Below are 24,918 nucleotides of genomic sequence, written 5' to 3'. Positions count from 1 at the left end.
CCGGAAGTCCCTCCGCGGAATCCCAAGGACGGACCATGGCCAACCGTTGGCATAACGCCCACGGGTTGCCGAACCTAGACCTGCGGAAAGCTACCGCCATCTCCAAACGAAAGTGCGATCTTGCCTGATGTGAAAGAAATTTGACTTGCGTCGAAACCAATCTGCAACAAAGCGCGGCATTTAGCGGCATGATCTGGATACAGGCCACCCGCAGAGTTGACCCAACGAAAACAGCCGGCACAAATGAAGATGAACATGCAATCGAACGCGATCTCCTGGCTTTTCAGGATAAGCATAGCTGCAGCGATCATTGGCGGTGTCGGCACCTTCGCCGGCAACGCGATGCCAAAGCTTGCGGAGATGACTTCAGGCGAAGTTTCGACGCTGCATGCCGCACTGTTTTTCGCCACTGTCTGGATTGTATCCAGCCTGCGCATTAACCGGCTCAAGGCCCTCTGGCGGGTCGGTTTTGGGCTGAAGAAGATGCGCGGCCCCTCCGGCAACTTGCAGCCGAGAGGACCGAAGGCCCGCGCCGCGACGGGGGGCTCCGCTGGCGGCGCGGGCACTTCGGGGGTTTCCCTGAAGCGAACCTAAACCAAATTTGGGGGACGAAACGATGAACACGAAATTTGCAGCTTCGGTGCTTTCCGCACTGCTCTACGCACAGGGCCTGCTCGGCTTTGCCGGCCTCGCCACCGTGCTTCTTAGGGATCGTGCCCATGCGAGCGAATTCGTCGCGGCCAGCGAAATGCCGTCAGGTCCGTCGCTTCTCGTGGTGCGCTGAGCGCCTGGGGCTGTGGACAGTACAGTGAGGGCCCCGGCCTCAGTCGGCGAACTGCGTCGGCGGATCGAACCGGTAGCCCGAACCCCTTATGGTGGTGATGGTTTCGGTGTCGAGCTTGCGGCGCAGCCGCACGATGCGCGAATCGATCGAACGATCGAAGGCATCGGCATTTTCGGCGGGTGCAGCGGCAATGATGTCGTCGCGCGTCAAGACCTTGCGCGGGCTGGCCAGGAACAATCTGAGCAGCGCCACCTGACCCGGCGACAATTGTTCTTCCGTGCCGGAGCGATGCATGACCATGGCCGACCGGAGGTCGACCGTCGCGTTCTCCAGCACGACCAATTGCCCGGCGTTCCTGCCGCGCCGTGCCAGCAAACCGCCGATACGGGCGGCGAGTTCCCTGACATTAAGCGGGCTCTCGACGACGTCGGCGGCGCCGAGTTCAAGCGCCAGCACCTTGTCGACGAGATCGGCCGGCCGGCAGATCAGGATGAAATCCGGCCCGCCCTCGCCGCCATGGCGCCTGAGCAGATCACGCCCTTCCGCCTGGCTGAGGCTGTCGCCGACGACGACGACATCGATGCCCTTTTCGGAAAGCAAGGATTCGGCCTCCCAGGGCTGCCGCACCGCGCGCACGTCATGACCACGTCTTTCGAGATGGTCGGCGAGATCGGTCGCGACCACTTCGGCGACGGAAACAAGCGCGATGACGGATCGTGCAGCCATTTTTTTCCACCCTGCAACCGGCAACCCAAGATGAGTGCTGGACATGATGTTTATACCCAATCTACTTTCCGCTGAAAGCGGGAGCGAGAGCATAGTGCGGGCACGAATTGTCATCGTCGAGGACGAGCCGGATCTGAGGGACGCGGTCGCCGAGTATCTCGGCGCCAGCGGCTACGATGTCGCTACGGCTGAGAGTGCCAGCGCCGCGCGAATCTTGCTGGAAACGCAGTCGTTTCATCTGGCCATCCTCGACATCGCCATGCCAGGCGAGGACGGCCTGTCGCTCGGCCGCTGGCTGCGCTCGAAAATGCCTATCGGCATCATCTATGCCACTGCTGCCGGCACCGCGCTCGACCGCATCGTCGGGTTGGAACTCGGCGCCGATGACTACATCGTCAAGCCTTACGAATTGCGCGAGGTACTGGCGAGGGTCCGCAGCGTGCTGCGCCGCGTGCCGCAGCTGGCCGAGCCGCAGGGCGCCAAGGCCGAAGCAACTGCCAATCGCCGTTTCATGAGCTTCGGCCCTTTCCATGCCGATCTCGACGGCAGGTTCGTCACCGGCGCCAACGGGACGGTCATCGACATGGCCAAGAGCGAGTTCGACGTGCTGGCGGTCTTCCTGACGCGGGCCAACCGTTTGCTGACGCGTGCGGCGATCTCCGAGGCGATCGGCTTCGTCGAAGATCCTGAATCGTCGCGTGCGGTCGACATCCGCATCATGCGACTGAGAAAGAAGATCGAGGCGGACCCGGCCAACCCGAAATTCCTGCGCACAGTCCGCGGCGAAGGCTATATCTTTTCGCTGCCGACCGGCGAAGGCAACTGAGCGGCGCGACCACTGGTAACCACTCTCGGTGGCACGACTGTGAAATGACGGCTGATCATGACGGCTGAAGCAGCACGCAGCGATATGCACGGCGTCAGGCACGGCGCGGCGATGGCGGCTGTCCATGTCGTTCGCCGGCTTCGCGAAGCCGGCGACTGGCAGCGCGAGATGGACAGCATCCTTGAAACGCTCTGCGGGGCCATGGATTGCCAGCGCGGCATCCTGTTTCGGCTGCGCGAGCTGCCCGGCCAGGGCTTTGCCCAGTCGGTCGCGGCCTACTGGATCGACCCCCGATTTGGCGGCGAGCTGGCGTCGCCGACGGTGATCATGCAGTCGGTCGTCAATTCGGACCCGCTGCTGGAACGGTTGGCGGAGGACGAGCGGCAAGGCAAGATCTTCGCCGGACACACGCGCGATCTCGAAGGCTTTCTGAGAACCGACTTCGAAAAGCAGCACATCAAGTCGTTCCTGTCGGTGTCGGTCTTTGCGCATGGCCATCTGTGGGGCACGCTGGCGGTCAACGACTGCGTCAATGAGCGTGAATGGACCGACGAGGAAGAGGCGACGCTGCACATCGTGGCACTGGCCATCGGCGGCGCCATCGAACGATCGCTTTCCGATGCCCATGCCAGCGAAGTCATCCGCCGTACCATGCTGCAGGCTTCGCTCGACGCCATCATCGTCATCGACGAGACCGGTTCGATCATCGAGTTCAATCCCGCCGCCGAAAAGATGTTCGGCTATCAGCGCAGCGACATCCTCGGCAAGGACCTGCTCGACACCGTCGTTCCGGAATATTATCGCAAGGGTTATGTGTCGGGCGCCGAATACATGTCGGGCCGCGGCGCGCCGATGGTCGGCCAGCGGATCGAGACCGTCACCCAGAATGCGGCCGGCGAGGTCTTTCCGATCGAACTGACGGCGACCGAGATGCGGGTCGCCGACCGCCGCCTGATCTTCGGCTCAATCCGCGACCTGCGCGACAAGCTCCGCGCCGAAGAGGAGATCGGCCGCCAGCGCGAAAAGCTGCACCAGAACGAAAAGATGGCGGCGATGGGTTCGCTGCTTGCCGGCGTGTCACATGAGCTCAACAACCCGCTTGCTGTGGTCGTCGCCCAATCGACGCTGCTGCACGAGTTCGCGTCAGACCCGCAAACCAAGGTGCGCGCCGAAAAGGTGCGCGCCGCCGCAGAGCGTTGCGGCCGCATCGTCAAGAGCTTCCTCTCGATGGTGCGCCTGCATCCGGCGGCGCAGGCCGAGACGGACCTCAACCAGGTGGTCCGCGCGGCACTCGAAGTGACTGCCTACGGCGCCAGGTCGACCGGCATCATTATCGATACCGATTTCGCCAGCGGCCCGTTGCTGGCCATGGCCGACGCCGACCATGTGACGCAAGTGGCCGCCAACTTCCTCATCAACAGCCAGCACGCTTTGGCCGGCATCGGCGGCGACCGATTGATCAAGGTTCGCACGTTTCGCAGTGATCGCGGCAATCCCTGTTTCTCGGTCGAGGACAACGGGCTGGGCGTGCCGGAAGCGATTCGCTCTCGCATCTTCGAATCCTACTTCACCACCAAGCCGGTCGGCGTCGGCACCGGCATCGGCCTGTCGATCTCGAAATCGATCATCGAACGGCACAATGGCAATGTCTGGTTCGAGGAAGTTCTGCCGAGGGGCGCCCGTTTCGTCGTCCAGTTGCCGGCGATCTCCGCCGGCGCGGCCGCCGCCGGCGAAACCCCGTCGCGCTCGAGCGGATTGCGCCATGCTCTGATCATCGACGACGAGCCGGATGTCGCCGCCTCACTGTCCGACATTCTGGAATTGATGGGCATCAAGTCGCGGATCGTGCCGGCCTGGGCATCGGCCGCCGCGACCTTAACCGGCCACATGCCGCCGGACATCGTCTTTTCCGATCTGCGCATGCCCGGCACCAGCGGCATATCAATCTATCGCGAACTGCTCGCCGAAAAGCCTGATCTGGCGCGGCGCTTCGTTCTGGTCACCGGCGACCTGATCGGAGCGAAAGCCGAAATTGAGGCGCTGCCCGCGCCTCAGCGCCCGCAGATCCTGGAAAAGCCGTTCAGTACGCTGGACGTGCGCGGCGTGCTGTCGGCCATTGCCGAGCAGGCCGCATTGGGCAGCTAGAACTTCGGACTGGTGGAAATCGGCTTCTGAAACAATCCGATGCTCAAACAAGGCTAGAGTCCTGAGAAAAAAGACTCCCGGCCCCGATGCGGCGGGAGCCTGCCTGGAGCTCTGGAGGGTCGCTCGGGGGCATCAAAAAACGTTCGGGGTATCGGTCAGCGGCGCGGCATTGGCGATCACGCGGACCGCGCGAGCCTTGTGAATGCCGGACTGCTCGGCGATGACGCGCAGGCAGTCCGCACTTTCGGCGCCCCAGGCCTGCCCCTTGCAGACAAAATCGATCTCCGGCATCGGCAGGCGCGCGGTCTTTGTCGTGGTTGGCGCGCCGTCGACGATGTTTGCCGGCGGGTTCAGTGAAGCAAAGGCTGGACCAACCGTCGGCGCGAAGGCCATGCCGACGAACGCGGCGGCGCCCAGCACCACGAACAGCGCCATCGGATGGTCGTTGGCGCGCCGGCGCAGCGCCAGCTTCGGCCACCGATCGTTGCGCTCCGGCGCGAGCAGGCGGTCATTGCAGGCAGTCTGGATTTTCGTATGCATCGCCATTCCCTTCATTGATTTTCTTTTTCTGTTGAAACGAACCTAGCCGCACTTTGTAACGAGCCAACGATGATGCGTATGCGGCAATGTAACGGGCAAGAAACGGATGTTTCGGCATTTTCGGGGAGAACCGGCCCCAAAGCGGCAAGAAGCCTTCAGCCTTGCTGCCTCCGGCGAGGGAAAGAGAACCGCAACGCGCATCAGCGGACACCGGCAGGCCTCCGAAACAGGTGAGCCTGGGTGGCAATTTTCCACCTTGGGGAGTCCTGTTTTCCAGACAGCCTTTCTTGGCTCAAGCCGAGAATGCGGTGTCGATGGGGAACCCTGGCTAAGACCCGGAATTTTCGGGATTTCTCAAGCTTCGAGCGTTTGAATTTCGACCAAAACGCCGGAGGATTTTGCGTCAGAAATTCGTCATATTTCTACAAGCTGTTGCATTTAAATGAAAAATATGATTTTATTGAATGATCATTCAACAAGAGAAGAGCCTTTCATGAACCCGCACCTCCGTGACGTGGCGATCCCCAACAATTGGGACCGGCGGGGTCTGCCGGGTTGGAGTTACCATTCCGACGCCCTGCTCGAACTTGAGAAAGAATACGTCTTCCGCAACCACTGGCAGATCGCCGGTCTCGTCTCCGACCTGCCGAACGCCGGCGACTATCTGACTATGGACGTGGTCGGCGAGCGCGCGCTGATCGTGCGCGGCAAGGACGGCGTCGTGCGCGCCTTCAACAACATGTGCCGCCATCGCGGCAGCCGCGTCGTCGCCGACAGCCAGGGCACCTGCAAGAACGCCCTGGTCTGCCCTTTCCACGGCTGGGTCTATAATCTCGACGGCACGCTGCGGGGCGCTGCCCGTCCGCGCTCCTTTCCCGATCTCGACAAGACCGAATTCGGCCTGATGCCGCTCGACCTCGAGATCTGGATGGGTCTCATCTTCATCCGTTTCCGCAAGGGTGGCCCGCAACCGTCGGTGGCCGAGCTCCTGAAGCCGATCGAGGCCGAGATCGCCCACTATGGTGTCGCCGAGATGGTGCCGTCCTGGGGTATCTGGACCCAGAAGAGCCCGGTCAACTGGAAGTCGGTGCGCGATGTCGACAATGAAGGCTACCACGTTGCCATGGCGCATCCCGCATTGCAGGACCTTTACGGCGCGACCTATTTCGACGAGCCGTTCATCAATGGCGTGTCGCGTTCCTTCGCCACCTACAATCCGCATGCCGGACGGCGCTGGAGCGTCGGGCAATACATCAAGATCGCGCCCGAGGCGACGCGTCTGCCGGAACACCTGCGGAAGGCCTGGATCTATTACGGCATCTTCCCTAACAACGCGCTGTCGATCATGCCGGAATCCGTGCAGTTCTATCAGGAGTTTCCGCTGTCGACCGGCGAGACGCTGCTTCGCGGCGCCATCTACCGCTACCCCGACGAGACCAGGGAGCAGGCAGCGGCACGCTATCTCGCCTACCGCATCGATCGCGACACCATGAACGAGGACGTGCAGCTTTCCGTGTGGTCGAACGAATCCATGCTGTCGGAAGCCTTCGGCGGCTTCTATCTCTCCGACCTCGAATATGGCGTGCGCACCCACCACGACCATCTGCGCAAGCAAATCCCCGTGCTGGGGCTGGAAACGGCGCCGGAGGAAAAGGATATGTGGGCGCTCAACGACGCGCTGCGGTCGCAGTTGTAGGGTCAGGACCCCGAAGCTGCCGATCTCCCCCTCGTGGGCCCACTTGGGGGGAGATTGGCCGTCAACCCTGCCAAACGCCTTCCCGCCGCAAATCATCCATCGTGCGCGAAATGCCTTCGCGCAGGATCGACACCGTATCGTCGATTTGCTCGCGAGTGATGATCAGCGGCGGCGACATCACGCACATGTTGATCAGCGGCCGGACCAGCAGGCCAAGTTCATGGCAATGCGCATCGATCCGCTTGCCGACATCCTTGTCGAGCTGCAGCGGATCCTTGCTTTCGCGATCGGCGACGCATTCGATGCAGCCCATCAGCCCCAGGCCGCGCACCTCGCCGACCAGCGGCAGTTCCTCAAGCGTCTTCAGTTGCGCCTGGAAATAGGGCGCAACTTCGCGCGTGTGGGCCAGCACGCTTTCTTCCAGAATATCAAGGTTCTTCAGCGCCACCGCGCAGCCGACCGGATGGCTGGTGTAGGTCAATCCATGGCCAAACATGGCGTCCGGATGGCTTGAGCGGCGCAGTTCCTCGAGCAGCCGTTCCGAGATGATGACCCCGCCAAGCGGGAAATAGCCTGACGTCACGCCCTTGGCAAAGGTGATCATATCGGGATCGATGCCGAACATGTCGCCGGAAGCAAAGACATGGCCAAGCCGGCCGAAGGCGGTCACCACCTCGTCGGAAACATAGAGGATGTCGTTGTCGCGGCAGATCTCGCGGATGCGCCTGAGGTAGCCGTTCGGAGGCACGACGACGCCACCCGACGCCTGCACCGGCTCGCCGACGAACACTCCGATCCTATCAGCGCCGACGTCGGCGACGGTGTCGCGGAATTCGTCGACCAAGACATCAGTGAAGGCTGAAATGCTCATGCCGCGCGGGCGGCGGAACGGATCGGGCGACGACAGCTTGACAACCAGATCGTCGGCGCCGTCCATCCAGTCGCGATCGCGCGGGCGGCCATTGAGCGAGGCCGACAGATAGGTCGAGCCGTGATAGGCGCCGCCCCTGCTCAGGATCAGCTTCTTTTCCGGGCGGCCGCGGACATTGTTGTAGAACTGCATGAAGCGCAGCGCCGTCTCGACGGCTGAGGAGCCGCCAGTGGTGAAGAAGACATGGCTGAGGTCACCCGGCGCATGGCCGGCGATGCGCATGGCGAGTTCCGCGGACGGCGCGTTCATCGTGTACCACGGCGTGTTGTAGGACAGCGCCATCGCCTGATCGTACATCACCCGCGCCAATTCCTCGCGGCGGTGGCCGATATTGATGCACCACATGCCAGCCGGCCCGTCTATCAGCTTTTTGCCGGTGCCGTCGGTGATGTAGATGCCGTCGCCCTCACCGATCAGGGCTCGCGCCTCCGCGCCGACCGAGCCGGCGAACGGCCAGGGCTGGACGAGATGGCGCTTGGCCAGCTCGACGGCATCGCCGAGCCCAGCCGTTTCAGTCGCTCTCAAATCTCTTGCAGCCGCCATCGTTGCCTCGCATCGTTTCGTCGCAAATTTCATCGGACACGAAGCTCGGCGCCAACCACAAGAAAAATCGGCTTTCTTCGCAATATTTTGAATGTCCGTTCAATCAATATTACAGAAATAGCGCTTGATTTCAATCCACGGATGCGCGCATGATGAAAGAAAGCTCGGAGCGCGATCAGGGATTGTGCCCTGGGCATAAAATGGGAACAAACGGCCGGTGCGCTAGCAATGGGACGCCGCATGGCAGGACAATCCGCGCCAGCAACCGAGACCACGCCCGGGGCCCTGCCCGAGGGCCTACAATGACGGCGGCTGCGGAAGGATCGCCTGCATTTGGCATGACGCGGGCCAGGCGAAATGCCCTTCTGCAGTCCGAACCCGTCCAGGGCTTTGCCCTGATCAGCCCGACTTTTCTCTACGCGCTCGTACTTCTGGTCCTGCCGATCCTGGTGGTCGTCGCACACTCGTTCTGGACGCAGAACTACCTGACCATCGATCGCACCTTCACACTGGAAAACTACCGGGTCGCGCTGACCGAGCCGATCTATCGCGACCTGCTCTGGCGCTCACTCTATATCTCGCTGATGGTGAGCTTCTTCACGGTCGTCCTCGCCTACCCGATCGCCTATTTCATTTCGTTCCACGGCGGCCGCCATAAAAGCCTGTGGCTGTTCCTCATCACCATCCCGTTCTGGACCAGCTATCTGCTGCGGGTGATGTCGTGGAAGGTCATCCTCGGCTACAACGGCGTGCTCAATTCCGGCTTGCTGGGCCTTGGCATCATCGACGAGCCATCGACCGCGCTGCTTTACAATTCGAGCGCCGTCATCATCACGCTCACCCATGCTTGGGCCGCCTTCGCCATCCTGCCGATCTTCGTCTCGCTGGAAAAAATCGACCGCACGCTGGTCGAGGCGGCCAAAGATCTCGGTGATGGGCCTATTCGGTCCTTTCTGCGCGTGACGCTGCCGCTGTCGGCGCCTGGCATCATCTCGGCGGCGCTGATCGTCATGATCCCGACGGTCGGCGATTATGTCACGCCGAAGCTTGTCGGCGGCAAGGACGGCGTCATGATCGCCAACGCCATCCAGGCGCAATTCGGCAAGGCCTCCAACTGGCCGCTGGGCGCCGCGCTTTCGGTCACCACGATGCTGATCGTGACACTGATGGCATGCGCCACCGTGCTGATCATCCGCGCCGCCCAGAGGCTGGCACGATGAGGCTGGCGCGATGATGGCGATGCGACGCTTCCTGGCCAGCGGTTGGCTGTCGGCCTATGCCTTCCTCTATGTCGTTTTCCTCTATCTGCCGGTCATCTTCCTGCCGATCTTTTCAATCAACCCGGCCGCAACGCCGAAATTCCCGCTCTCCGGCTTCACCCTCAAATGGTACCAGGATCTGCCGCGCACCCCGGCGCTGCTTGACGCGGCCTGGAACAGTCTGGTCGTCGGCGTGTCGGCCTCCATGCTGGCGACCATTCTTGGCATTCTCGCCGCCCGCTCGATCACCCGCTACCGCTATCCCGGCCGCCGCGCCATCAACGGCCTGATCATGGCGCCGCTGGTGCTGCCCGAAATCATCGTCGCCATCTCCATGCTCCTGGTGATACTGCAATTGGGTTTGAACCTGTCGCTGTTCACCATCGTGCTCGGCCATGTCCTGATCTGCATTCCCTATTCGATGACCGTGCTGACCGCTGGCTTTGAAGGCTTCGACCGCAGCCTGGAGGAAGCCTCCGCCGATCTCGGCGAGAGCGCCTTTGGCACCTTTAGACGGGTGACGCTGCCGATGGTGGCACCGGCCATCATTTCCAGCCTGCTCGTCTGCTTCACCATCTCGCTCGACGAGTTCATCATCGCCTTCTTCCTGACCGGCACCGAGGCGACGCTGCCGATCTATATCTGGGGCCAGTTGCGCTTCGCCGCGAAGCTGCCCGGCGTGCTGGCGCTGGGCACGCTCTTGCTGGCTGCTTCCTTCCTGTTGATGACCATCGCTGAAATCCTGCGTCGCCGCGCGGCAAGACGCACTCAGAACGAGGGAGGCCTCCATGTCTAAGCCGCCTCAAGCCGAACGACCCCACCAAACCGAACGACCAATGATCGAGATCCGCAACGTCACCCGCAGCTATGGCTCGTTCAAGGCGCTGGACGACGCCTCGCTGACCATCAAGGAGGGCGAATTCTTTTCGCTGCTCGGCCCGTCAGGCTGCGGCAAGACCACGTTGTTGCGCATGATCGCCGGCTTCGACAACCCGACCAGCGGTTTGATCTCGGTCGACGGCCAGTCGATGGAGGGCATCCCGGCCAATCGCCGGCCAACCAACATGGTGTTTCAGAGCTATGCGATTTTCCCGCATCTCAATGTCGAGCAGAACGTCGCCTATGGGCTGAAGCGGTTGAGGCTCGAACGGTCGGAAGAAAAGCGCCGCGTCGAAGAGGCGCTGGCCCAGGTGTCGCTGACCGGCCTCGGCAAGCGCCTCGCCACCGAGCTGTCCGGCGGCCAGCGCCAGCGCGTAGCGCTGGCCCGCGCGCTGGTGATGCGGCCCAAGGTGCTGCTGCTCGACGAGCCGCTGTCGGCGCTGGACAAGAAGCTGCGCGAGCAGATGCAGGTCGAACTGCGTCGCCTGCAGCAAGCGGTCGGCATCACCTTCGTCCTGGTTACGCACGACCAGTATGAGGCGCTGGCGATGTCGGACCGCATCGCCGTGATGTTCGGCGGCAGGATCGCGCAGGTCGCTTCACCCAAGGAGATCTACCAGCGGCCGGTCAACCGTCAGGTTGCCGACTTCCTCGGCGGCATGAATTTCGTCAAGGCCGAGATCGTCGAGGAGAACGGCGCCTCGCTGGTCGTCGACACGCTGGGCTTCGGCCGCGTCAAGACCGACAAGCCGAAGGCTTTCGTCCGCAATGGCGGCGCTGCCACGCTCGGCATCCGTCCGGAGCGTCTGCGCGTGTTGTGGGACAACGCCACTGCGAAATTCGAGGTCGCCGGCAAGGTGGTGGAGCGCCATTATTTTGGCGAGATCACGCATCTGATCGTCGAGATACCAGGATTGGAAAAACCGCTTTCGGTCATCGAAACCAACGATTTCGGCGCCGACGACATACCGGTCGGCACCTCGATCCGCCTCGCCTACGACCCCGAAGCGCTGGTGGCGATGGCGAATTGAAGTCCCGAGATGATCTTTCGTGCAGCAATGCGCCCCGCCACAACAGCGCCTTCGATATAGCCCGGGAATGACGGCGACAGTTCGGACGCGGCGAAATGCAGTGGCGGCGCGCCGGCCAGGATGATGCGTTCGGCGTCGGTCGCCATCGCGTCGACAATGAGGTCGCTGTAGCCGCCGCCGCTCCAGCGATCATGCGTCCAGTCGCGATAGCTGAAAGCGAGCATGTCGGTGGCCTCCGTGCCGAGTGCGGCCTCCAGCCTCGTCGTTACCTCGGCGCGCAATGCCGCGTCGCCGAGCTCACGCCAGCGCAGGGCCAGCGGCCCGCCGACGAAGACGACCAGCGCGGCATGGTCGTTGTCCTTGCTGGCGTCGCAGGCAAACAGCCCTGGCAGGTCGCGCCACATCACCATGCCGCTCAAGCCCCTTGTACGCCAGAAGGCGCGGGGATAGCGCACCAGCACTTTGATCACCGCTCCGCTTTGCCAGACGCCCAGCGCCCTTCTCAGGTCAGACGGCAGCGGCGGTGCAAAATCCAGCTTCGAGGCCATCATCGGCGGCACGGCGACAAGGGCCGCCCGTGCTTCGACCGCACCCCTCGCCGAGGCCAGATGAACCCCTTCCGGCCGGTGCTCAATGGTCCCGACCGGCGTGTTCAGCCGCACACGATCACCGAGATCGCCGGCCAGATCGTCCGCCAGCGACTGCATGGTTTCGCGCACGAAATATTGCAGCTCCGAAACCTCGTTGGTGATGCGGCGGTCGTTGTCGATCAGGTGCCACAGCGGCAGCTTTTCGAGCGCCTGGCACCACAAGCCCTCGACCATCGAACGGAAGGCCGCCTTGGCCTGGTCGGCATCAGGCTGGCGATCGAGCCATATCGCGACGGTCAATCCGGCAATATCAGGCTCGTCCGGCGCGATCGCGTTCATGCGATCGCGTATCGCCATCGAACTCAAGTAAGCTCGGTCGGCTTGCTGCGCGCTCATCCGCGGCTGCGTGATGAATTCCCCCTTTGCATAAGTCTCGACCAGCGTCTTGCCGTGCGCCTGCAATAGCGCCATCAGTTCCGGCATGTCCTCGCACAGGAATTGGCCGCCGCTGTCGATCCGCTCGCGGAGCCCGTTGCGTTTGGACTCCACGCGCCCGCCGGCACGATCGCCCGCTTCGAGCAATAGGAAATCGATGCCGGCTTTCTTCAGCTCATGCGCGGCCGACAGGCCGGTGAAGCCGGCGCCGACGATGACGACGCCGGTTGTTTCGATCCCGCTCTTCAATAGCCGGCTTTGATCTTCTCGAACTCGGCGATCATCTTGAGCTTGAGATCCGAGGGAACCGGCGCCTGGAACAGCGTCTTGTCGACGAATTTCTGCACGTCGTCGTAGCCCTTTTCCTTCAGTACGGCCTGATCGACACCGGCCATGCCCTTGGCATTGGCTTGGCCATAGCCCCAGTCCTTGACCAGGATGTTGGCAACTGCCGGATCGTTGACCGCGTTCAGATAGTCATAGGCCTTGTCGGTATTCCCCGGCGCATCCTTGAACAGCACATAGCCGCAGACCCAGGTCGAGATCCCCTCGTCGGTGTCCTTCTTAGCCTTGATCGGCACGCCGGCGGCAACCGACTGCACCGTCGCGTCGTTCCACGCCCAGGCAAGGTCAACCTCGCCGCCGCTCAACAGCTGAACGATATCGGTGGAATCGGTCCAGTAGGAGCGAACATTCTTATGTACCTCGCGCAAGAAGTCCGACGCCTGCTTAAACTGGTCGTCGGTCATCTTCGTCCAGTCTTTGAGCCCGATCGCCAGCGAGGCCAGCGCATAGGCATCGTCGACATTGTCGCCGATGGAAACCCTGCCCTTGAACTTGGGGTCGGCCAGGGCCTTCAGCGATTGGACATCCTTCTCGTCGACTTTGTCGGAATTGTAGGTGAGCTGCGTGTTGCCCCAGTCCCAGGGCATGAACCAGGCCTTGCCGTCGGCGGTGGTGGCGAGATCCTTCATCGCCATGATGCCGGGATTGAGGTCTTTCCAGCCTGATATTTTCGAGGTGTCGAGCGGCTGCAGCAGCCCCGCCTCGCGCCATTTCACCACGCTCTGCGAACAGGGATGGCCGAGATCGGCCTTGAAGCCGGAACGGGCTTTTTCGAACGCCTCGTCCTCGTCGCCGAAGAAGGTGAAGGTCGGCGAATCGCCATTCTTCTCGACATATTTCTGGTGGAACCCGGGATCCTCGTAGCCGGACCAGTCGAACACGATCAGGTCCTTGTCCGCGGCCACTGCAAGCGTCGCGACCGAGGCCGCCAGCGTCCCGGTCAGTGCCAATGTCAGTGTCAGGCGTCGGGTCATGTGCTTCATTGCTGTTCCATCCTCTTTTTTTGATTGTTTCATGCCGTCTTGTCGCCGCCGGCTGCTGGCCACGGATAATGCTTTGGAAATGCAGCCGACAGGAATTCGTTCGCCGCCTGCAGCGCGGTTTCGCGGGTGACGTCCTCGGTGCCCATCATCAGCCGCAGCCACAGCCCCTCCAGCATTGCACTGAGCGCCAGCGCCATGACCTGCGGCTCGAAGGCATAGCCGCCGCTCTCCTTCAGCGTCGCGCAAAGATCGATGAATATCTTCTGGTAGGCCGCGTCGCGCGCGCCGCACAACGCCTGATAGGTCGGACGCGATTTTGCCTCGCCCCAGAAGGCGCACCAGGCGGCCAGCTTGCGCTTGTTGCAGATCGAGCGATCGAAATCGGCGGCAACCAGACCCCGCAACTGGCGGGCAGGATCGTCGCCGGCCTTGGTTAGGGCAGCGCGCCAATGCGCGGCATATTCGTCGGCCATGTATTGCAGCGTGGCGACGAGCAGCTTCTCCTTGCTCTCGAAGTGGAAGTTGACGATCCCGCGCGACAGGCCGGCGCCATCGGCGACATCGGCCATCGTCGTCTCTGAATAGCCGCGCTTGGCCAGCGAATCGATTGTCGCCTCGATCAGCTGCAGCTGCCTGACTTCCTTCGACGCCTTGCGACCGCGCTTTTCAGATTCGGTTTTCCGCGCTGATTCAAGGAGGGCCTCCCTGGCCTCTGCTGTCTTCATGGGCGTGATGGTCTCCAGCACCGCCGGCTATCCAACCGGCTTTCGACCGCGAAGATGAGTGAGACGGTGCTCGCCGCTGTCAAGAACCTTCTGCATGGCTTCCCAGGTTCGTATGTTCTTGTCGACATAGGCGGCCCCGGCCGCAGCCGCAACCGCCGGATAGAGCGGACCTTTGAGGCGTTTCAGTTCCTCCCGTGCGACCTCGCGATACCAGGCATTGCGGTCGCGCACAGTGACATCGGCCAAGCCTGCCCGGCGCATCGCTTGCGTATAGCGCACAGGCGATGCCATGGCGAAGGACAGGCCTTCCGCGGCGACATAGGCCTCCATCTCCGGCCCGCCAGGCGACAGATAGCCGTCGCCCCACAGCGCCTCGAGGAAGCGGATGGCGGTGTCGTCATATTCCGGCTCGGCATCTACCGTTTCGATCATCAGACCTCAGTCCAAAGCCCATATCGAATGTTGGCAAAGCCTAGCGGATTAGCGCGAAAACGCAACATCATTTGTTGAACATTCATTCAAAATGGCTGGACAATACGGCAACAGCCATGCCAGATTTCGCGTATTCGGGGCCGATCACACGAGGCGTGTCGAGCAGAAATGAAGACTGGGCCAAAATGAAATCCTGGGATGCGATCGTCATCGGCGGTGGGCACAATGGGCTGGTCAATGCGTGCTACCTGCAGCGCGCCGGGCTCGACGTGTTGGTCGTCGAGAAGAACGGCTGGGTCGGCGGCGCCGCCACCAGCAGGGAATTGACGCCCGGCTTCCTCTATTCCAATTGCTCCTATGTCTGCTCCCTGTTCCGTCCCGAGATCATGCGCGACCTTGACCTGCCGCGCTTCGGCCTGCAGGTGATCTCCTACGAGGGCGGCGCGGTGTTCACCAGGGATGGCGACTATCTCGCAAACTACCGCGACCACGATGCTCACCGGCGCGAATTCGCCCGCTTTTCCAAGCGCGACGCCGAAACCTATAACCGCTACGCCCGCGACGTGACGCGGCAATGCCGCTTCATCCAGCCGCTGCTGATGCGCACAGCACCGGACCCGGCCAGTTTCCGGCCGCGCGATCTTGGCGAACTTCTGTATCTGGGAAAAAAGTTCGCCGGACTTACGCGCGGGGAAATGGCGCTGACGCTGCGCTTCTGGACCATGTCGATCTCGGACTTCCTCGACGAGTATTTCGAGACCGACGTCATCAAGGCGAATTTCGCGCTGTCCGGCATTATCGGCACTGCGCTCGGCCCGATGTCGCCGGGCACCGCCTACGTGCTGCTGCACCACTATATGGGCGAGGTCGACGGCTCGGTCGGGGCTTGGGGCTATGCGCGCGGCGGCATGGGCGCGGTCACCAAGGCACTCGCCGCCTCCTTCCAGTCCTCCGGCGGCACCATCCGCACCGGCGCCGAAGTCGATCATGTTTTGGTCCGGCGCGGCAAGGCCAGGGGCGTGGTGCTGGCCGGCGGCGCAGAAATCCACGGCAAGCTCGTCGTCTCCAATGCCGATGTGAAACGCACTTTTCTCAAGCTGGTCGAGGAGAAGGAACTGCCCGACATCTTCCTGCGCCGGGTCAGGAATTTCAAGATCCGCGGCTCGTCGGGCAAGGTCAATATCGCGCTGGATTCGCTGCCCGAATTCCCGGCGCTGCCAAAGGATTCGCCGGTCCATCGCGGCGATATGCACTTCACCGACTCGATGGAGCGCATGGAGCGCGCCTATGACGACTGGAAGGCCGGACGCTGGTCGGCCGACCCTTTCCTCGACATGGTGATCCCGACGACGCTCGACCCGACCATGGCGCCGCCTGGCAAGCACTTCATGAGCTGCTTCGTGCAGTACGCGCCACCGAAGGTGAACGGCCGCGATTGGACCGACGCCGACCGCGATGGTTTCGCCGAAAGCGTGATCGCCCAGATTTCAGACTATTCGCCGGGTTTTCGCGACCGCATCGTCCATATGGAGGTGCGCACGCCGCGCGAGATCGAGGCTGAGGTTGGCCTGACCGAAGGCAATATCTTCCAGGGCGAACTGACCTTCGATCAACTTCTGTTCAACCGCCCCGTGCCGGGCTACGCGCAATACCGCTCGCCGGTCGCTGGGCTCTATATGTGCGGCTCTTCGACCCATCCCGGCGGCGGCGTCATGGGCGCGCCTGGCCGCAATGCGGCGGCCGAAATCCTGCGCGATCTTGCCAAGCCGACTAAGCATATGAGCCCGGCCCATGACGTCATTTGACGCAATCGTTATTGGCGGTGGCCACAACGGCCTTATCTCGGCCGCCGTCCTGGCCAAGAGCGGCCGCAAGGTGCTGGTCCTGGAAGCTGCCACGGATGTCGGCGGTGCGGCGCGAACCGAGGAGTTCGCACCGGCCTTTCGCGTCTCGTCGGTTGCCCATCTGCTGAACCGTCTGCATCCCGATGTGGTGAAGACGCTGGAGCTGGAAAGGCATGGGCTGGACATTGCGCGCGGCGACTTCGCGCCATCCGTGGCGCTGTCGCAAGACGGCCTGCCGCTTGTCCTGCATGGCGCCTATGGCGAGGTGCTGACCGGCGCCGGCTCCACCGAGCAGACCTCCTGGAAGCAACTGCGCGCGCAACTGCTGCGCTATGCCGGCATCCTGAAGCCGTTCCTTGCGCGCCGTCCGCCCGATCTCAGCGGCATGTCGTTGCTTGAGACGGTATCGCTTGGCCAGACCGGGCTGGCGTTGAGGAAGCTCGGCAAGGAGGACATGCGCGACTTCCTGCGCGTGCTGTTGATGAACGTTGCTGACCTGCTCGACGAGCAGCTTGTCGACGATCGGCTGAAGGGCCTGCTCGCCTTCGATGCCACGCTCGGCAGCCATCTCGGTCCACGCTCGCCGACCTCGCTGCTTGGTCTCTACTATCGGCTGGCGGGCGAGGCAGGCGGCACTGTCGGCGCGCAGGTGGTGCCAAAGGGCGGCATGGGTGCTGTCATTGCAGCCATCCGCGCAGCGGCGGAAAAGGCCGGGGTGACCACTCGTACGGCAGCACCAGTGGTGAAGATAATCGTTGAGAAAGGCTGCGCCGTTGGCGTTGTGCTGACCAGCGGCGAGCATATCCGAGCGAAAACGACCGTCTGCGCCATCAACCCGGCGACCACGGTCCTCGATCTTGTCGGGCCGCGCCAGATCGACACCGGCTTTGTCCGCAAGGTCAGGAATATCCGCATGAAGGGCGATGCGGCGAAGCTGCATCTGGCGCTCGACCGGCAGCCTGAATTCGCCGGCGTCGATGCCGCCGGCCACAAGGGCCGTCTGGTGATCGCGCCCTCGCCCGACCATGTCGAGCGCGCCTTCAACCCATCGAAGTACGGCGAGTTCTCGCCCGAGCCGGTGATGGAGATCACGCTGCCCAGCCTTACCGACCCGTCGCTGGCGCCGGATGGCGCCTGCGTGCTGTCTGCGGTGGTGCAATATGCACCCTATGCGCTGAAAGAGGGCTGGAGCGCCGGTAGGGCGAAATTCCTCAAGGCGGTCATGGCTCAATTGGAGGTCTATGCGCCGGGAATCAGCAAGACTGTGCTTCATGCAGAGCTGCTGACACCGGCCGACATCGAGGCGCGCTACCGGATGCCGGGCGGTCACTGGCATCACGGTGAACTGCAGGCCGACCAGATGCTGATGTCGCGCCCCGTCTCCGGCTGGTCGGGCTACGACACGCCGATCGACGGGCTGTTCCTCGCCGGCGCCGGCTCGCATCCGGGCGGCGGCGTGTCCGGCGCGCCCGGCTTGAATGCCGCGAAACGCATCATCGCGATGAAAGGGTAGGCCCATGATACAGGCGGCCAAAGAGAAGCCCAGTGCGGCAAAGACGAGCTCCATCGTCTCGGCTCGGACCCTTGCACAATCCCATTTTCGCACCTTGCGGCTCGGAACGCCGTTTCAGCCGCGCATCGATGCGCTGGCCAGGACCAACGACTGGTACAATTGGGCTGGCTACCGCGCTCCACATTCGCTGTGGGACGAGGAGCTCGAATATTTCGCCATCCGCAGCCAGGCTGCGCTGTTCGACATCTCGCCGATGACGAAGTACCGCATCGCCGGCCCGGACGCCGAGGCCTTCCTCAATCGAGTCACCTTGCGGGACGTGAGCAAGCTGAAACCTGGCCGCGTCCACTACACCGCCTGGTGCGACGACGAAGGCTTCGTCCTTGACGACGGCACGCTGTTCCGCCTGTCGCCGGCACGGTTCCGGCTGTGCTCGCAAGAGCGGCATCTGCCTTGGCTGCTCGACAGCGCGATTGGTTTCGACGTGGCCGTCGATGAAGAGACCGAAGCCGTCGCCGGTCTGGCGCTGCAAGGACCGACCGCCTTCGCCGTGCTGCGCGATGCCGGTTTCGCAGGCGTCGAAAGACTCAGGGTCTTCGACCTTGCCGAGTTCCCGCATGATGGTGACACGGTCACTATTTCGCGCACCGGTTTCACCGGCGATCTCGGCTACGAACTGTTCGCGTCGGCCGATAAGGCGCTCAGCCTCTGGGATCGGCTGATGCAGGCCGGCGAACTGCGCGGCATCCGCGCCATCGGCTATACGGCGCTCAACCGCGCCCGCCTCGAAGCCGGGCTGATCGTCGCCAATGCGGATTTCACAACATCCGAGCACGCCATCCGCGCCGACCGCTTACGCATGCCGGACGAGATCGGTCTCGGCTTCATGATCGACTTGGAAAAGGGTCACTTCAATGGCCGCCGCGCCATCGTCGACGCACGGGCGAGGAAGCGTCTTCGCCATGTGCTGGTCGGGCTGGAGATCGAGGGCAACATTCCGGCCGAGCATGCCATCGTCTACTACAGGAAAAATCAGGAGGTCGGGCTGGTCAGCGCCGCGATGTGGTCGCCGATGGCCAAGCGCAACATCGCCATCGCCTCGCTGGCGCGGCCGTTCGGCGATACCATCGTCGACGACCTCTGGGTCGAGATCTACGCCATGCGCGAATTGCAGTACCAGAAGCTGATGAAGCGGGCCAAGGTGGTGCAGCGACCCTTCATCAAGCTCGACCGCCGCACCGCCAATCCGCCGGCGGATTTCTGACCATGACGGATGAGGCAGACAAGCACGACGTCGATGCAGAAGCCAGCGAGCAGTGGGAACTGGTCAACACGCCGCTCGGCGAAAAATGGTCAGGCCGCACCCGCTACGCAGCCGCCATGTTCTTCTACAGGCGCGGCGAGATGAATGCCGAGACGCTGGAAGTCTACCGCACCTGCGCAAGGCTGGATTCGACGGATCCGCTGCCGATCATCCGCAACCGTGGCGTCGGCCAGGATTGGCTGAAGCGCATGGGTTTCAAATAGCTGGAGCTAGGGTGTGTTGAGATTCGGGTCAGGGCGAGTCGAGAATGGTGGGTTCCGAGAACCGGAACGGAGCGGACATTGGGTCCGTGAGTACCGGAAGCGCAGGAAACCGCCGTTCGCAGGCCGGCACCACCTGAATATCAACATACCCTACCCGATGGTCTTTTCCAGCATGTTGATCCAGTTGCGACAGGCGATCTTCTCGATCAGCGCGCGACCGAAGCCGCGCGCCGCGAACGCATCGAGTAGCTTCGGCAGGCCGGTAACGTCGCCGATAACAGCCGGGATCATGGCGCCGTCGAAATCGGACCCGAGGCCGACGCCGTCTTCACCCAGCGCCTGCAGCAGCGAATCGACATGGCGCACCATGATGTCGACACTGGTATCGGCATTCATCCGGCCGTCTTCGCGCAAAAACCCGGTCGCGAAATTCAGCCCGACCATGCCACCCGACTCGCGGATCGCGCCGAGCTGCCAGTCGGTGAGGTTGCGGGAATGGCCGCAGATCGCATGGACATTCGAGTGCGTCGCCACCAGCGGTGCGTCGCTGATCTCGACGACATCGCGAAACCCCTTTTCGTTGAGGTGCGACAGATCGATCATGATCTTGAGCTGGTTGCAGGCCTTGACCAGCGCTTTGCCGGCATCGGTCAGGCCAGGTCCGGTGTCCGGCGTCGACGGGAAACGGAACGGCACGCCGTGGCCGAAAGCGTTCGGGCGGCTCCAGACGATGCCGAGCGAGCGCAAGCCGGCCGCATGCAGCACGTCGAGCATCGTCAGTTCGGGGTCGATCGCCTCGACGCCTTCGATGTGGAACACCGCCGCGATCGACCCTTTCGCCATCGCGTCGCGCACGTCACCGGCGCTGCGGCAGACTGTGAGCGCCGACGCTCGTTCCAGCCTGAACAGGATCGAGGCCATGGCGATGGTGGAAGCGAGCGCGTCGGCATGCGGAATTTCGGGCGGCAAGGGCTCGGTATCGCTCGGCGCAGGTGGAACCGCACTGCGCTTGGATTTCTCGACCGGCGGCGGAAAGATCGCGAACATGCCGCCGGCAAAGCCGCCCTTTTTCGCGCGCGGCAGGTCGATGTGGCCGCCCGGCGTCCCCGCGATGAACAGTTTCTCAACATCCGCGTCCTTCGACTGATAGAGCCTGAGCAGCGTATCGTTGTGGCCATCGAAGACGGGAACGAGGTCGGTTTCGGTCATCAACGGATCATTCGGTTCGATTGGGCAATATACCTACTTAGGCAAGGCTATACCCACTAGGCAAGACAACCCACTGGGTAGGACAGGCGATCTGCGCAAATGCCACAGCGATGCATGCTCTTGTGGCTGCCCGCCCATGACCGTCATCGCGCGCCAAAGCCTGTGGGTAGGACCAGCGCTATTGCTTCAGAACGTCGGCCCATTCCTTGTGACGATGGAACTGGGCGTTGGCGAACGGACAAAGCGGGATGATTTTCTTGCCCGCCGCGCGCGCGTCCTCGACGGCTCGGGTAACGAGGCGAAGCCCGGCGCCCTGGCCGCGAAACGCATCCGGCACCTCGGTGTGGTCGATGATGATCTGGTGCTCGCCGATCTTGGTGAAGGTCACCTCCGCCTCGGCGCCATCAGGCCCGCGCAAGAGATAACGGCCCTTGGAACCGCGATCCTCCAGTTCGATCTGCGGCAATTGGTCAAGCATTGCTTACGCTCCTTCTGCCGGCGTAGCGGACAGGAACCGCCGCGCCGCCTCGATCTCGTTCGACTGCACCTCATGGCCGCCGTCGTGCCACTCCACTGTGACATCGGCGCCATCGGCGCGCAAATAGGCCTCCAGCCGCGACGTCAGGTTGGGCGGACAGATCGGATCGCGCCTGCCTGCGGTGACCAGGATGCGGCGGCCGGCAAGGCTGCCCTTCACCTCCGGCTCGAACGGGATCAGGGGATGCATCAGCACCGCCGCATCGAACAGAGAGGGCGCCGCGAACACCACCGAGGCCAGGATGTTGGCGCCGTTGGAATAGCCGAGGCCAAGCACCGACGACGGCTTTGCCGCCTCGACATGCGCCTTGACGAAGCCAACCATCTTGTCCGTCGCCCGCGCCAGATCGTCCATGTCGTAGACGCCCTCGCCGGTGCGGCGGAAAAATCGCGCGGCACCGTGTTCCGAGACATCGCCGCGCGGCGAGACGATGGTCGCCTGCGGCGCGAGATCGCGCCCGAGCGACAGAAGCTGGCTCTCGTCGGCCCCGGTGCCGTGGAAGACGAAGAGCAGCGAGCTGCCCGGCGAACCGGGCAGTGTCTTGGAGATGTAAGCGTCCTTGCTCATGGCCTGTCCTCAGTCTTCCAGCTTCTGCAGATGTTGCTCGAGATAGGGCCGCAGATGCTGATGCTGCGACGGCAGCTTCAGCGCCTCGCCGAGATGGGCGGTGTCCTCGTCGCGGTCGAAGCCCGGCTCGCTGGTGGCGACTTCGAACAGCACGCCGCCCGGCGTGCGAAAATAGATCGCCCAGAAATAGTCACGATCGATCACCGGCGTCACCTGATAGCCGGTGTCCATCAGCGCCTTGCGCACTTCGAGCTGCTTGGTGCGGTTTTCGACAGCGAAGGCGACGTGGTGGACGGAGCCGGCGCCGAGATCGGCAAAAGCGGCGCCCGGCAGCGACTCGATATCGACGATATTGGCGCCGTTGCCGTTCTTCACCGCCAGCCTTTTTACAGTGCCGGACGTGTCGACTTCTTCATAGCCCATGAATTTCAGCAGCTCTTCTGTGGCGCCGCCATCCTTCAGCCTGAGCGACACCGAGTGAAAGCCGCGGATCGCCTCGTCGGAGGAAACATCGCCCTTCGCCCACGGCGTACGGGTGTCGGCCTTATTCTCGACCAGCGCAAACCCGTCATCATCGGGACCGGCGAAGCCAAGGCGCTTCTCGCCGAAGCTCTCTTTGTGCGACAGCCTGGCGACGCCCTCATCGGCAAAACGCTTTTCCCAATAGGCAAGCGTGCCTTCGGGCACCGAATAGATCGTGGTGCCGACCTCGCCAACGCCGTGGCGGCCCTTGCCGATATTGGGAAACGGAAAATAGGTCATCACCGAACCGGGCGTGCCGAGCTCGTCGGCATAGTAGAGATGGTAGACATCCGGCGCGTCGAAATTGACGGTTTTCTTGACCCGGCGCAGGCCGAGCTTTTTTGTGAAGAACTCATTGTTCTGGCGCGCATCCCTGGCCATCGAGGTGACGTGATGCAGGCCCTTGATCTGGTCGAGCATTTTCCTGCTCCTTCCCTTGTCCTGTGCGGCCCATTCCGCGGTCCACGCCAATATGAGGACCCGCCAGCTGGCGGCCAAGGCCGCAAACACAGAATGGACTGTGCTCCATGAATGAACAATAGAACGACTTTTGTTCACCATTTGGCGAACACCTCAGGCTTGCGTCGCCACAGAAATTCGGCTCCATGAGCGGCACGGTTTCAATGAAGGATACAGCATTGGTCAGAAAAGACAGACGCCCGAATGTTCTCCTGATCACCTGCGATCAGTGGCGCGGCGACTGCCTGTCGGCGGCAGGCCACAAGGTGGTGCGGACGCCGAATGCCGACGCGCTCGCCGCCGAGAGTGTGCTGTTTCGACAGCATTATGGCGGGGCGGCGCCCTGCTCGCCGGCACGCGCCTGCCTCTACACCGGCCTATACCAGATGAACAACCGCGTTTGCCGCAACGGCACCCCGCTCGACGCCCGCCACGGCAACATCGCGCTCTCGGCGCGCAGCCTCGGCTATGATCCGACGCTGTTCGGCTATACCGACGTATCGCCCGATCCGCGCACGCTGGCGCCGGGCGACCCGCGGCTGAAAAGCTATGAAGGCGTGCTGCCCGGCTTCACCGTGCGCCAACTCCTGCCGGAGCATCAGAAACCGTGGCTGTCTTGGCTCAAGGCGCGCGGCGTCGATAGCGGCGCCGGCTTTCCCGACATCCATCGCCCAGCGGACGAGATTGGAGCCAGGACCGACGGCGTGGTGACAAGCGCACCGCCCGCCTACTCGAAGGACGAAACCCCAACCGCTTTCCTGACCGGCGAGTTCGCCCGCTGGCTTGACGAACAGGAGCGCGATACACCGTGGTTCGCGCATCTTTCCTTCCTCAGCCCGCATCCGCCCTTCATCGTGCCGGAGCCTTACAACAGGATGTACGATCCCGCCGAGGGTCCGGCCTTCCGCCGCGCCGCGAGCTGGCAGGCCGAGGCGCGGAGCCACCCCTACCTTGTCTATAACCTTGACCTGCAGGAGCGTTCGAATTTCCGCCCCGGCGCCGAGGGCAAGGTGCGCGACTGGGGCGACGACAATTTTGGCCGCATCCGCGCGCTCTATTACGGCATGATCTCGGAGGTTGACGCACAGCTTGGCCGCATCTGGCAGGCGGTCAAGGCGGCGGGTGCATGGGATGACACCATCGTCGTGCTGACCTCCGATCATGCCGAGATGATGGGCGACCATTACATGCTGGGCAAGGGCGGCTTCTTCGACGGCAGTTATCATATTCCGCTGATCATCCGCGACCCGCGTCGCCGCAAAGCGGCCGGCGCCAGCGTCGATCACTTCACTGAGGCGGTGGACATAGCGCCGACATTGCTTGCCCTGCTTGGCGAGGAAACCCCGCCGCATCTCGACGGACGATCGCTGAAGCCCTTCCTGGACGCCGGGGAGCCGGGGGACTGGCGCGAGGCCGCGCATTGGGAATTCGATTTCCGCTCGATTGCCGAAGGTGATGCCGAGCGCCATTTCGGCATCGGTCCGCGCCAGTGCAATTTGGCCGTCATCCGCACGAAACAATTCAAATATGTACATTTCGGCGGCGGCCTGCCGCCGCTGCTGTTCGACCTGGAGCAGGATCGAGACGAACTAACCAATGTCGCCGCCGATCCGGCCTATCTGCCGGTCCGGCTGGAGCTTGCCGAAAGGCTGCTTGCCTGGCGGGCCGAACATCTCGATCAGTCGCTGGCGCTTGCCGAACTGACCGACGATGGCGTTGCTGGCCACGTCGCAGGCCTGCCAACTTTCCAGTCATAAAAAGGCCCCCCCCCGCCGCGGCGGGGGGCGTTAGGGGGCAATCACGGGGCCGTTTGGCATGTTAATAAGCGGTTACGAGCGGTTTTTGCTATATGTGGCCGTGTGATAGGGG

Annotated in this window: 25 protein-coding genes; 12 read left to right on the top strand and 13 right to left on the bottom strand. The window is 62.8% G+C overall.

The genetic code is table 11. The annotated features are described in order from the left end of the window. Window positions 1-74 precede the first annotated feature (74 nt). On the bottom strand, window positions 75-437 hold the full coding sequence (locus tag NKH36_RS30720) for a hypothetical protein (protein WP_352964690.1): 363 nt from the start codon (window positions 435-437) through the stop codon (window positions 75-77). Between the two features lie 179 nt (window positions 438-616). Here NKH36_RS30720 and NKH36_RS30715 point away from each other — a divergent pair, with 179 nt between their 5' ends. Then, a complete protein-coding gene (locus tag NKH36_RS30715; RefSeq protein ID WP_023797130.1) occupies window positions 617-784 on the top strand; it encodes a hypothetical protein in 168 nt (55 codons plus the stop codon). A gap of 39 nt (window positions 785-823) precedes the next feature. On the opposite strand, the gene NKH36_RS30710 is transcribed toward NKH36_RS30715, so the two are convergent. Continuing rightward, window positions 824-1,510 carry a winged helix-turn-helix domain-containing protein gene (locus NKH36_RS30710; RefSeq protein ID WP_352964692.1) on the bottom strand — a complete coding sequence of 229 codons (687 nt, stop codon included), beginning with the start codon at window positions 1,508-1,510 and terminating at the stop codon, window positions 824-826. Between the two features lie 46 nt (window positions 1,511-1,556). Here NKH36_RS30710 and NKH36_RS30705 point away from each other — a divergent pair, with 46 nt between their 5' ends. Further along, window positions 1,557-2,336: a response regulator gene (locus NKH36_RS30705; protein ID WP_352964705.1), complete on the top strand. Its 780-nt coding sequence runs from the start codon at window positions 1,557-1,559 to the stop codon at window positions 2,334-2,336. A 57-nt stretch (window positions 2,337-2,393) separates the two neighbouring features. Beyond that, a complete protein-coding gene (locus tag NKH36_RS30700) occupies window positions 2,394-4,481 on the top strand; it encodes a PAS domain S-box protein (protein ID WP_352965771.1) in 2,088 nt (695 codons plus the stop codon). 132 nt (window positions 4,482-4,613) lie between these two features. On the opposite strand, the gene NKH36_RS30695 is transcribed toward NKH36_RS30700, so the two are convergent. Next, complete coding sequence (locus tag NKH36_RS30695) at window positions 4,614-5,021, bottom strand: hypothetical protein (RefSeq protein WP_352965769.1); 408 nt, start codon at window positions 5,019-5,021, stop codon at window positions 4,614-4,616. After that, window positions 4,990-5,232 (bottom strand): hypothetical protein, encoded by a 243-nt coding sequence (locus NKH36_RS30690; RefSeq protein ID WP_352965766.1) that lies wholly within the window; start codon window positions 5,230-5,232, stop codon window positions 4,990-4,992. Before NKH36_RS30690 ends, NKH36_RS30695 begins: the two co-directional genes overlap by 32 nt. Before the next feature lie 282 nt (window positions 5,233-5,514). On the opposite strand from NKH36_RS30690, the gene NKH36_RS30685 reads away from it, so the two are divergent. Beyond that, complete coding sequence (locus NKH36_RS30685) at window positions 5,515-6,717, top strand: aromatic ring-hydroxylating oxygenase subunit alpha (protein ID WP_352965765.1); 1,203 nt, start codon at window positions 5,515-5,517, stop codon at window positions 6,715-6,717. A gap of 61 nt (window positions 6,718-6,778) precedes the next feature. Here the strand turns inward: NKH36_RS30685 and NKH36_RS30680 are convergent, their stop codons facing one another. Then, a complete protein-coding gene (locus tag NKH36_RS30680; protein ID WP_352965762.1) occupies window positions 6,779-8,191 on the bottom strand; it encodes an aminotransferase in 1,413 nt (470 codons plus the stop codon). A gap of 302 nt (window positions 8,192-8,493) precedes the next feature. Between NKH36_RS30680 and NKH36_RS30675 the strand changes: the two genes are divergently transcribed. From NKH36_RS30675 to NKH36_RS30665, 3 genes are read left to right on the top strand one after another with little or no spacing between them, the layout of a single operon-like run. Then, window positions 8,494-9,411, top strand: a complete 918-nt coding sequence (locus tag NKH36_RS30675; RefSeq protein WP_352965760.1) for an ABC transporter permease — start codon at window positions 8,494-8,496, stop codon at window positions 9,409-9,411. Between the two features lie 10 nt (window positions 9,412-9,421). After that, on the top strand, window positions 9,422-10,246 hold the full coding sequence (locus tag NKH36_RS30670; protein ID WP_352965757.1) for an ABC transporter permease: 825 nt from the start codon (window positions 9,422-9,424) through the stop codon (window positions 10,244-10,246). A 40-nt stretch (window positions 10,247-10,286) separates the two neighbouring features. Then, window positions 10,287-11,360 (top strand): ABC transporter ATP-binding protein, encoded by a 1,074-nt coding sequence (locus tag NKH36_RS30665; protein ID WP_352965755.1) that lies wholly within the window; start codon window positions 10,287-10,289, stop codon window positions 11,358-11,360. Here NKH36_RS30665 and NKH36_RS30660 read toward each other — a convergent pair. From NKH36_RS30660 to NKH36_RS30645, 4 genes are read right to left on the bottom strand one after another with little or no spacing between them, the layout of a single operon-like run. Next, window positions 11,324-12,634, bottom strand: coding sequence for a flavin monoamine oxidase family protein (locus NKH36_RS30660; protein ID WP_352965753.1), 1,311 nt, complete (start codon window positions 12,632-12,634; stop codon window positions 11,324-11,326). The two genes, NKH36_RS30665 and NKH36_RS30660, sit on opposite strands and share 37 nt — an antisense overlap. Continuing rightward, complete coding sequence (locus NKH36_RS30655; protein ID WP_352965752.1) at window positions 12,631-13,713, bottom strand: ABC transporter substrate-binding protein; 1,083 nt, start codon at window positions 13,711-13,713, stop codon at window positions 12,631-12,633. The genes NKH36_RS30660 and NKH36_RS30655 overlap by 4 nt, the downstream gene beginning before the upstream one ends. 29 nt (window positions 13,714-13,742) lie before the next feature. Further along, window positions 13,743-14,438 carry a transcriptional regulator BetI gene (gene betI / locus NKH36_RS30650; protein ID WP_352965749.1) on the bottom strand — a complete coding sequence of 232 codons (696 nt, stop codon included), beginning with the start codon at window positions 14,436-14,438 and terminating at the stop codon, window positions 13,743-13,745. 27 nt (window positions 14,439-14,465) lie between these two features. After that, entirely contained in the window at window positions 14,466-14,870 is a 405-nt protein-coding gene (locus NKH36_RS30645) for a hypothetical protein (protein ID WP_352965747.1), read from the bottom strand. Window positions 14,871-15,055: 185 nt separating this feature from the next. Between NKH36_RS30645 and NKH36_RS30640 the strand changes: the two genes are divergently transcribed. From NKH36_RS30640 to NKH36_RS30625, 4 genes are read left to right on the top strand one after another with little or no spacing between them, the layout of a single operon-like run. Next, entirely contained in the window at window positions 15,056-16,675 is a 1,620-nt protein-coding gene (locus NKH36_RS30640; RefSeq protein ID WP_352965744.1) for a phytoene desaturase family protein, read from the top strand. Beyond that, a complete protein-coding gene (locus tag NKH36_RS30635; RefSeq protein WP_352965741.1) occupies window positions 16,662-18,227 on the top strand; it encodes a phytoene desaturase family protein in 1,566 nt (521 codons plus the stop codon). Before NKH36_RS30640 ends, NKH36_RS30635 begins: the two co-directional genes overlap by 14 nt. 4 nt (window positions 18,228-18,231) lie before the next feature. Beyond that, complete coding sequence (locus NKH36_RS30630; RefSeq protein ID WP_352965738.1) at window positions 18,232-19,491, top strand: aminomethyl transferase family protein; 1,260 nt, start codon at window positions 18,232-18,234, stop codon at window positions 19,489-19,491. Window positions 19,492-19,493: 2 nt separating this feature from the next. Then, the gene (locus NKH36_RS30625) at window positions 19,494-19,754 is read left to right on the top strand and encodes a hypothetical protein (protein ID WP_352965736.1); all 261 of its coding nucleotides are present in this window, start codon (window positions 19,494-19,496) and stop codon (window positions 19,752-19,754) included. Between the two features lie 150 nt (window positions 19,755-19,904). Here NKH36_RS30625 and NKH36_RS30620 read toward each other — a convergent pair whose 3' ends face one another. From NKH36_RS30620 to NKH36_RS30605, 4 genes are all read right to left on the bottom strand, one after another. Continuing rightward, window positions 19,905-20,963 carry a dipeptidase gene (locus NKH36_RS30620; protein ID WP_352965733.1) on the bottom strand — a complete coding sequence of 353 codons (1,059 nt, stop codon included), beginning with the start codon at window positions 20,961-20,963 and terminating at the stop codon, window positions 19,905-19,907. 178 nt (window positions 20,964-21,141) lie between these two features. After that, window positions 21,142-21,441, bottom strand: a complete 300-nt coding sequence (locus NKH36_RS30615; protein WP_352962813.1) for a GNAT family N-acetyltransferase — start codon at window positions 21,439-21,441, stop codon at window positions 21,142-21,144. 3 nt (window positions 21,442-21,444) lie between these two features. After that, on the bottom strand, window positions 21,445-22,068 hold the full coding sequence (locus NKH36_RS30610; protein WP_352962810.1) for an alpha/beta hydrolase: 624 nt from the start codon (window positions 22,066-22,068) through the stop codon (window positions 21,445-21,447). A gap of 9 nt (window positions 22,069-22,077) precedes the next feature. Continuing rightward, complete coding sequence (locus NKH36_RS30605) at window positions 22,078-23,010, bottom strand: VOC family protein (RefSeq protein ID WP_352962807.1); 933 nt, start codon at window positions 23,008-23,010, stop codon at window positions 22,078-22,080. Between the two features lie 218 nt (window positions 23,011-23,228). Here NKH36_RS30605 and NKH36_RS30600 point away from each other — a divergent pair, with 218 nt between their 5' ends. Beyond that, a complete protein-coding gene (locus NKH36_RS30600; protein ID WP_352962804.1) occupies window positions 23,229-24,806 on the top strand; it encodes an alkaline phosphatase family protein in 1,578 nt (525 codons plus the stop codon). Window positions 24,807-24,918: the final 112 nt, after the last annotated feature.

The sequence above is a fragment of the Mesorhizobium sp. M1312 genome (assembly GCF_040318115.1).
Lineage (GTDB): Bacteria > Pseudomonadota > Alphaproteobacteria > Rhizobiales > Rhizobiaceae > Mesorhizobium.
This window is presented reverse-complemented; position numbering and strand designations above follow the sequence as displayed.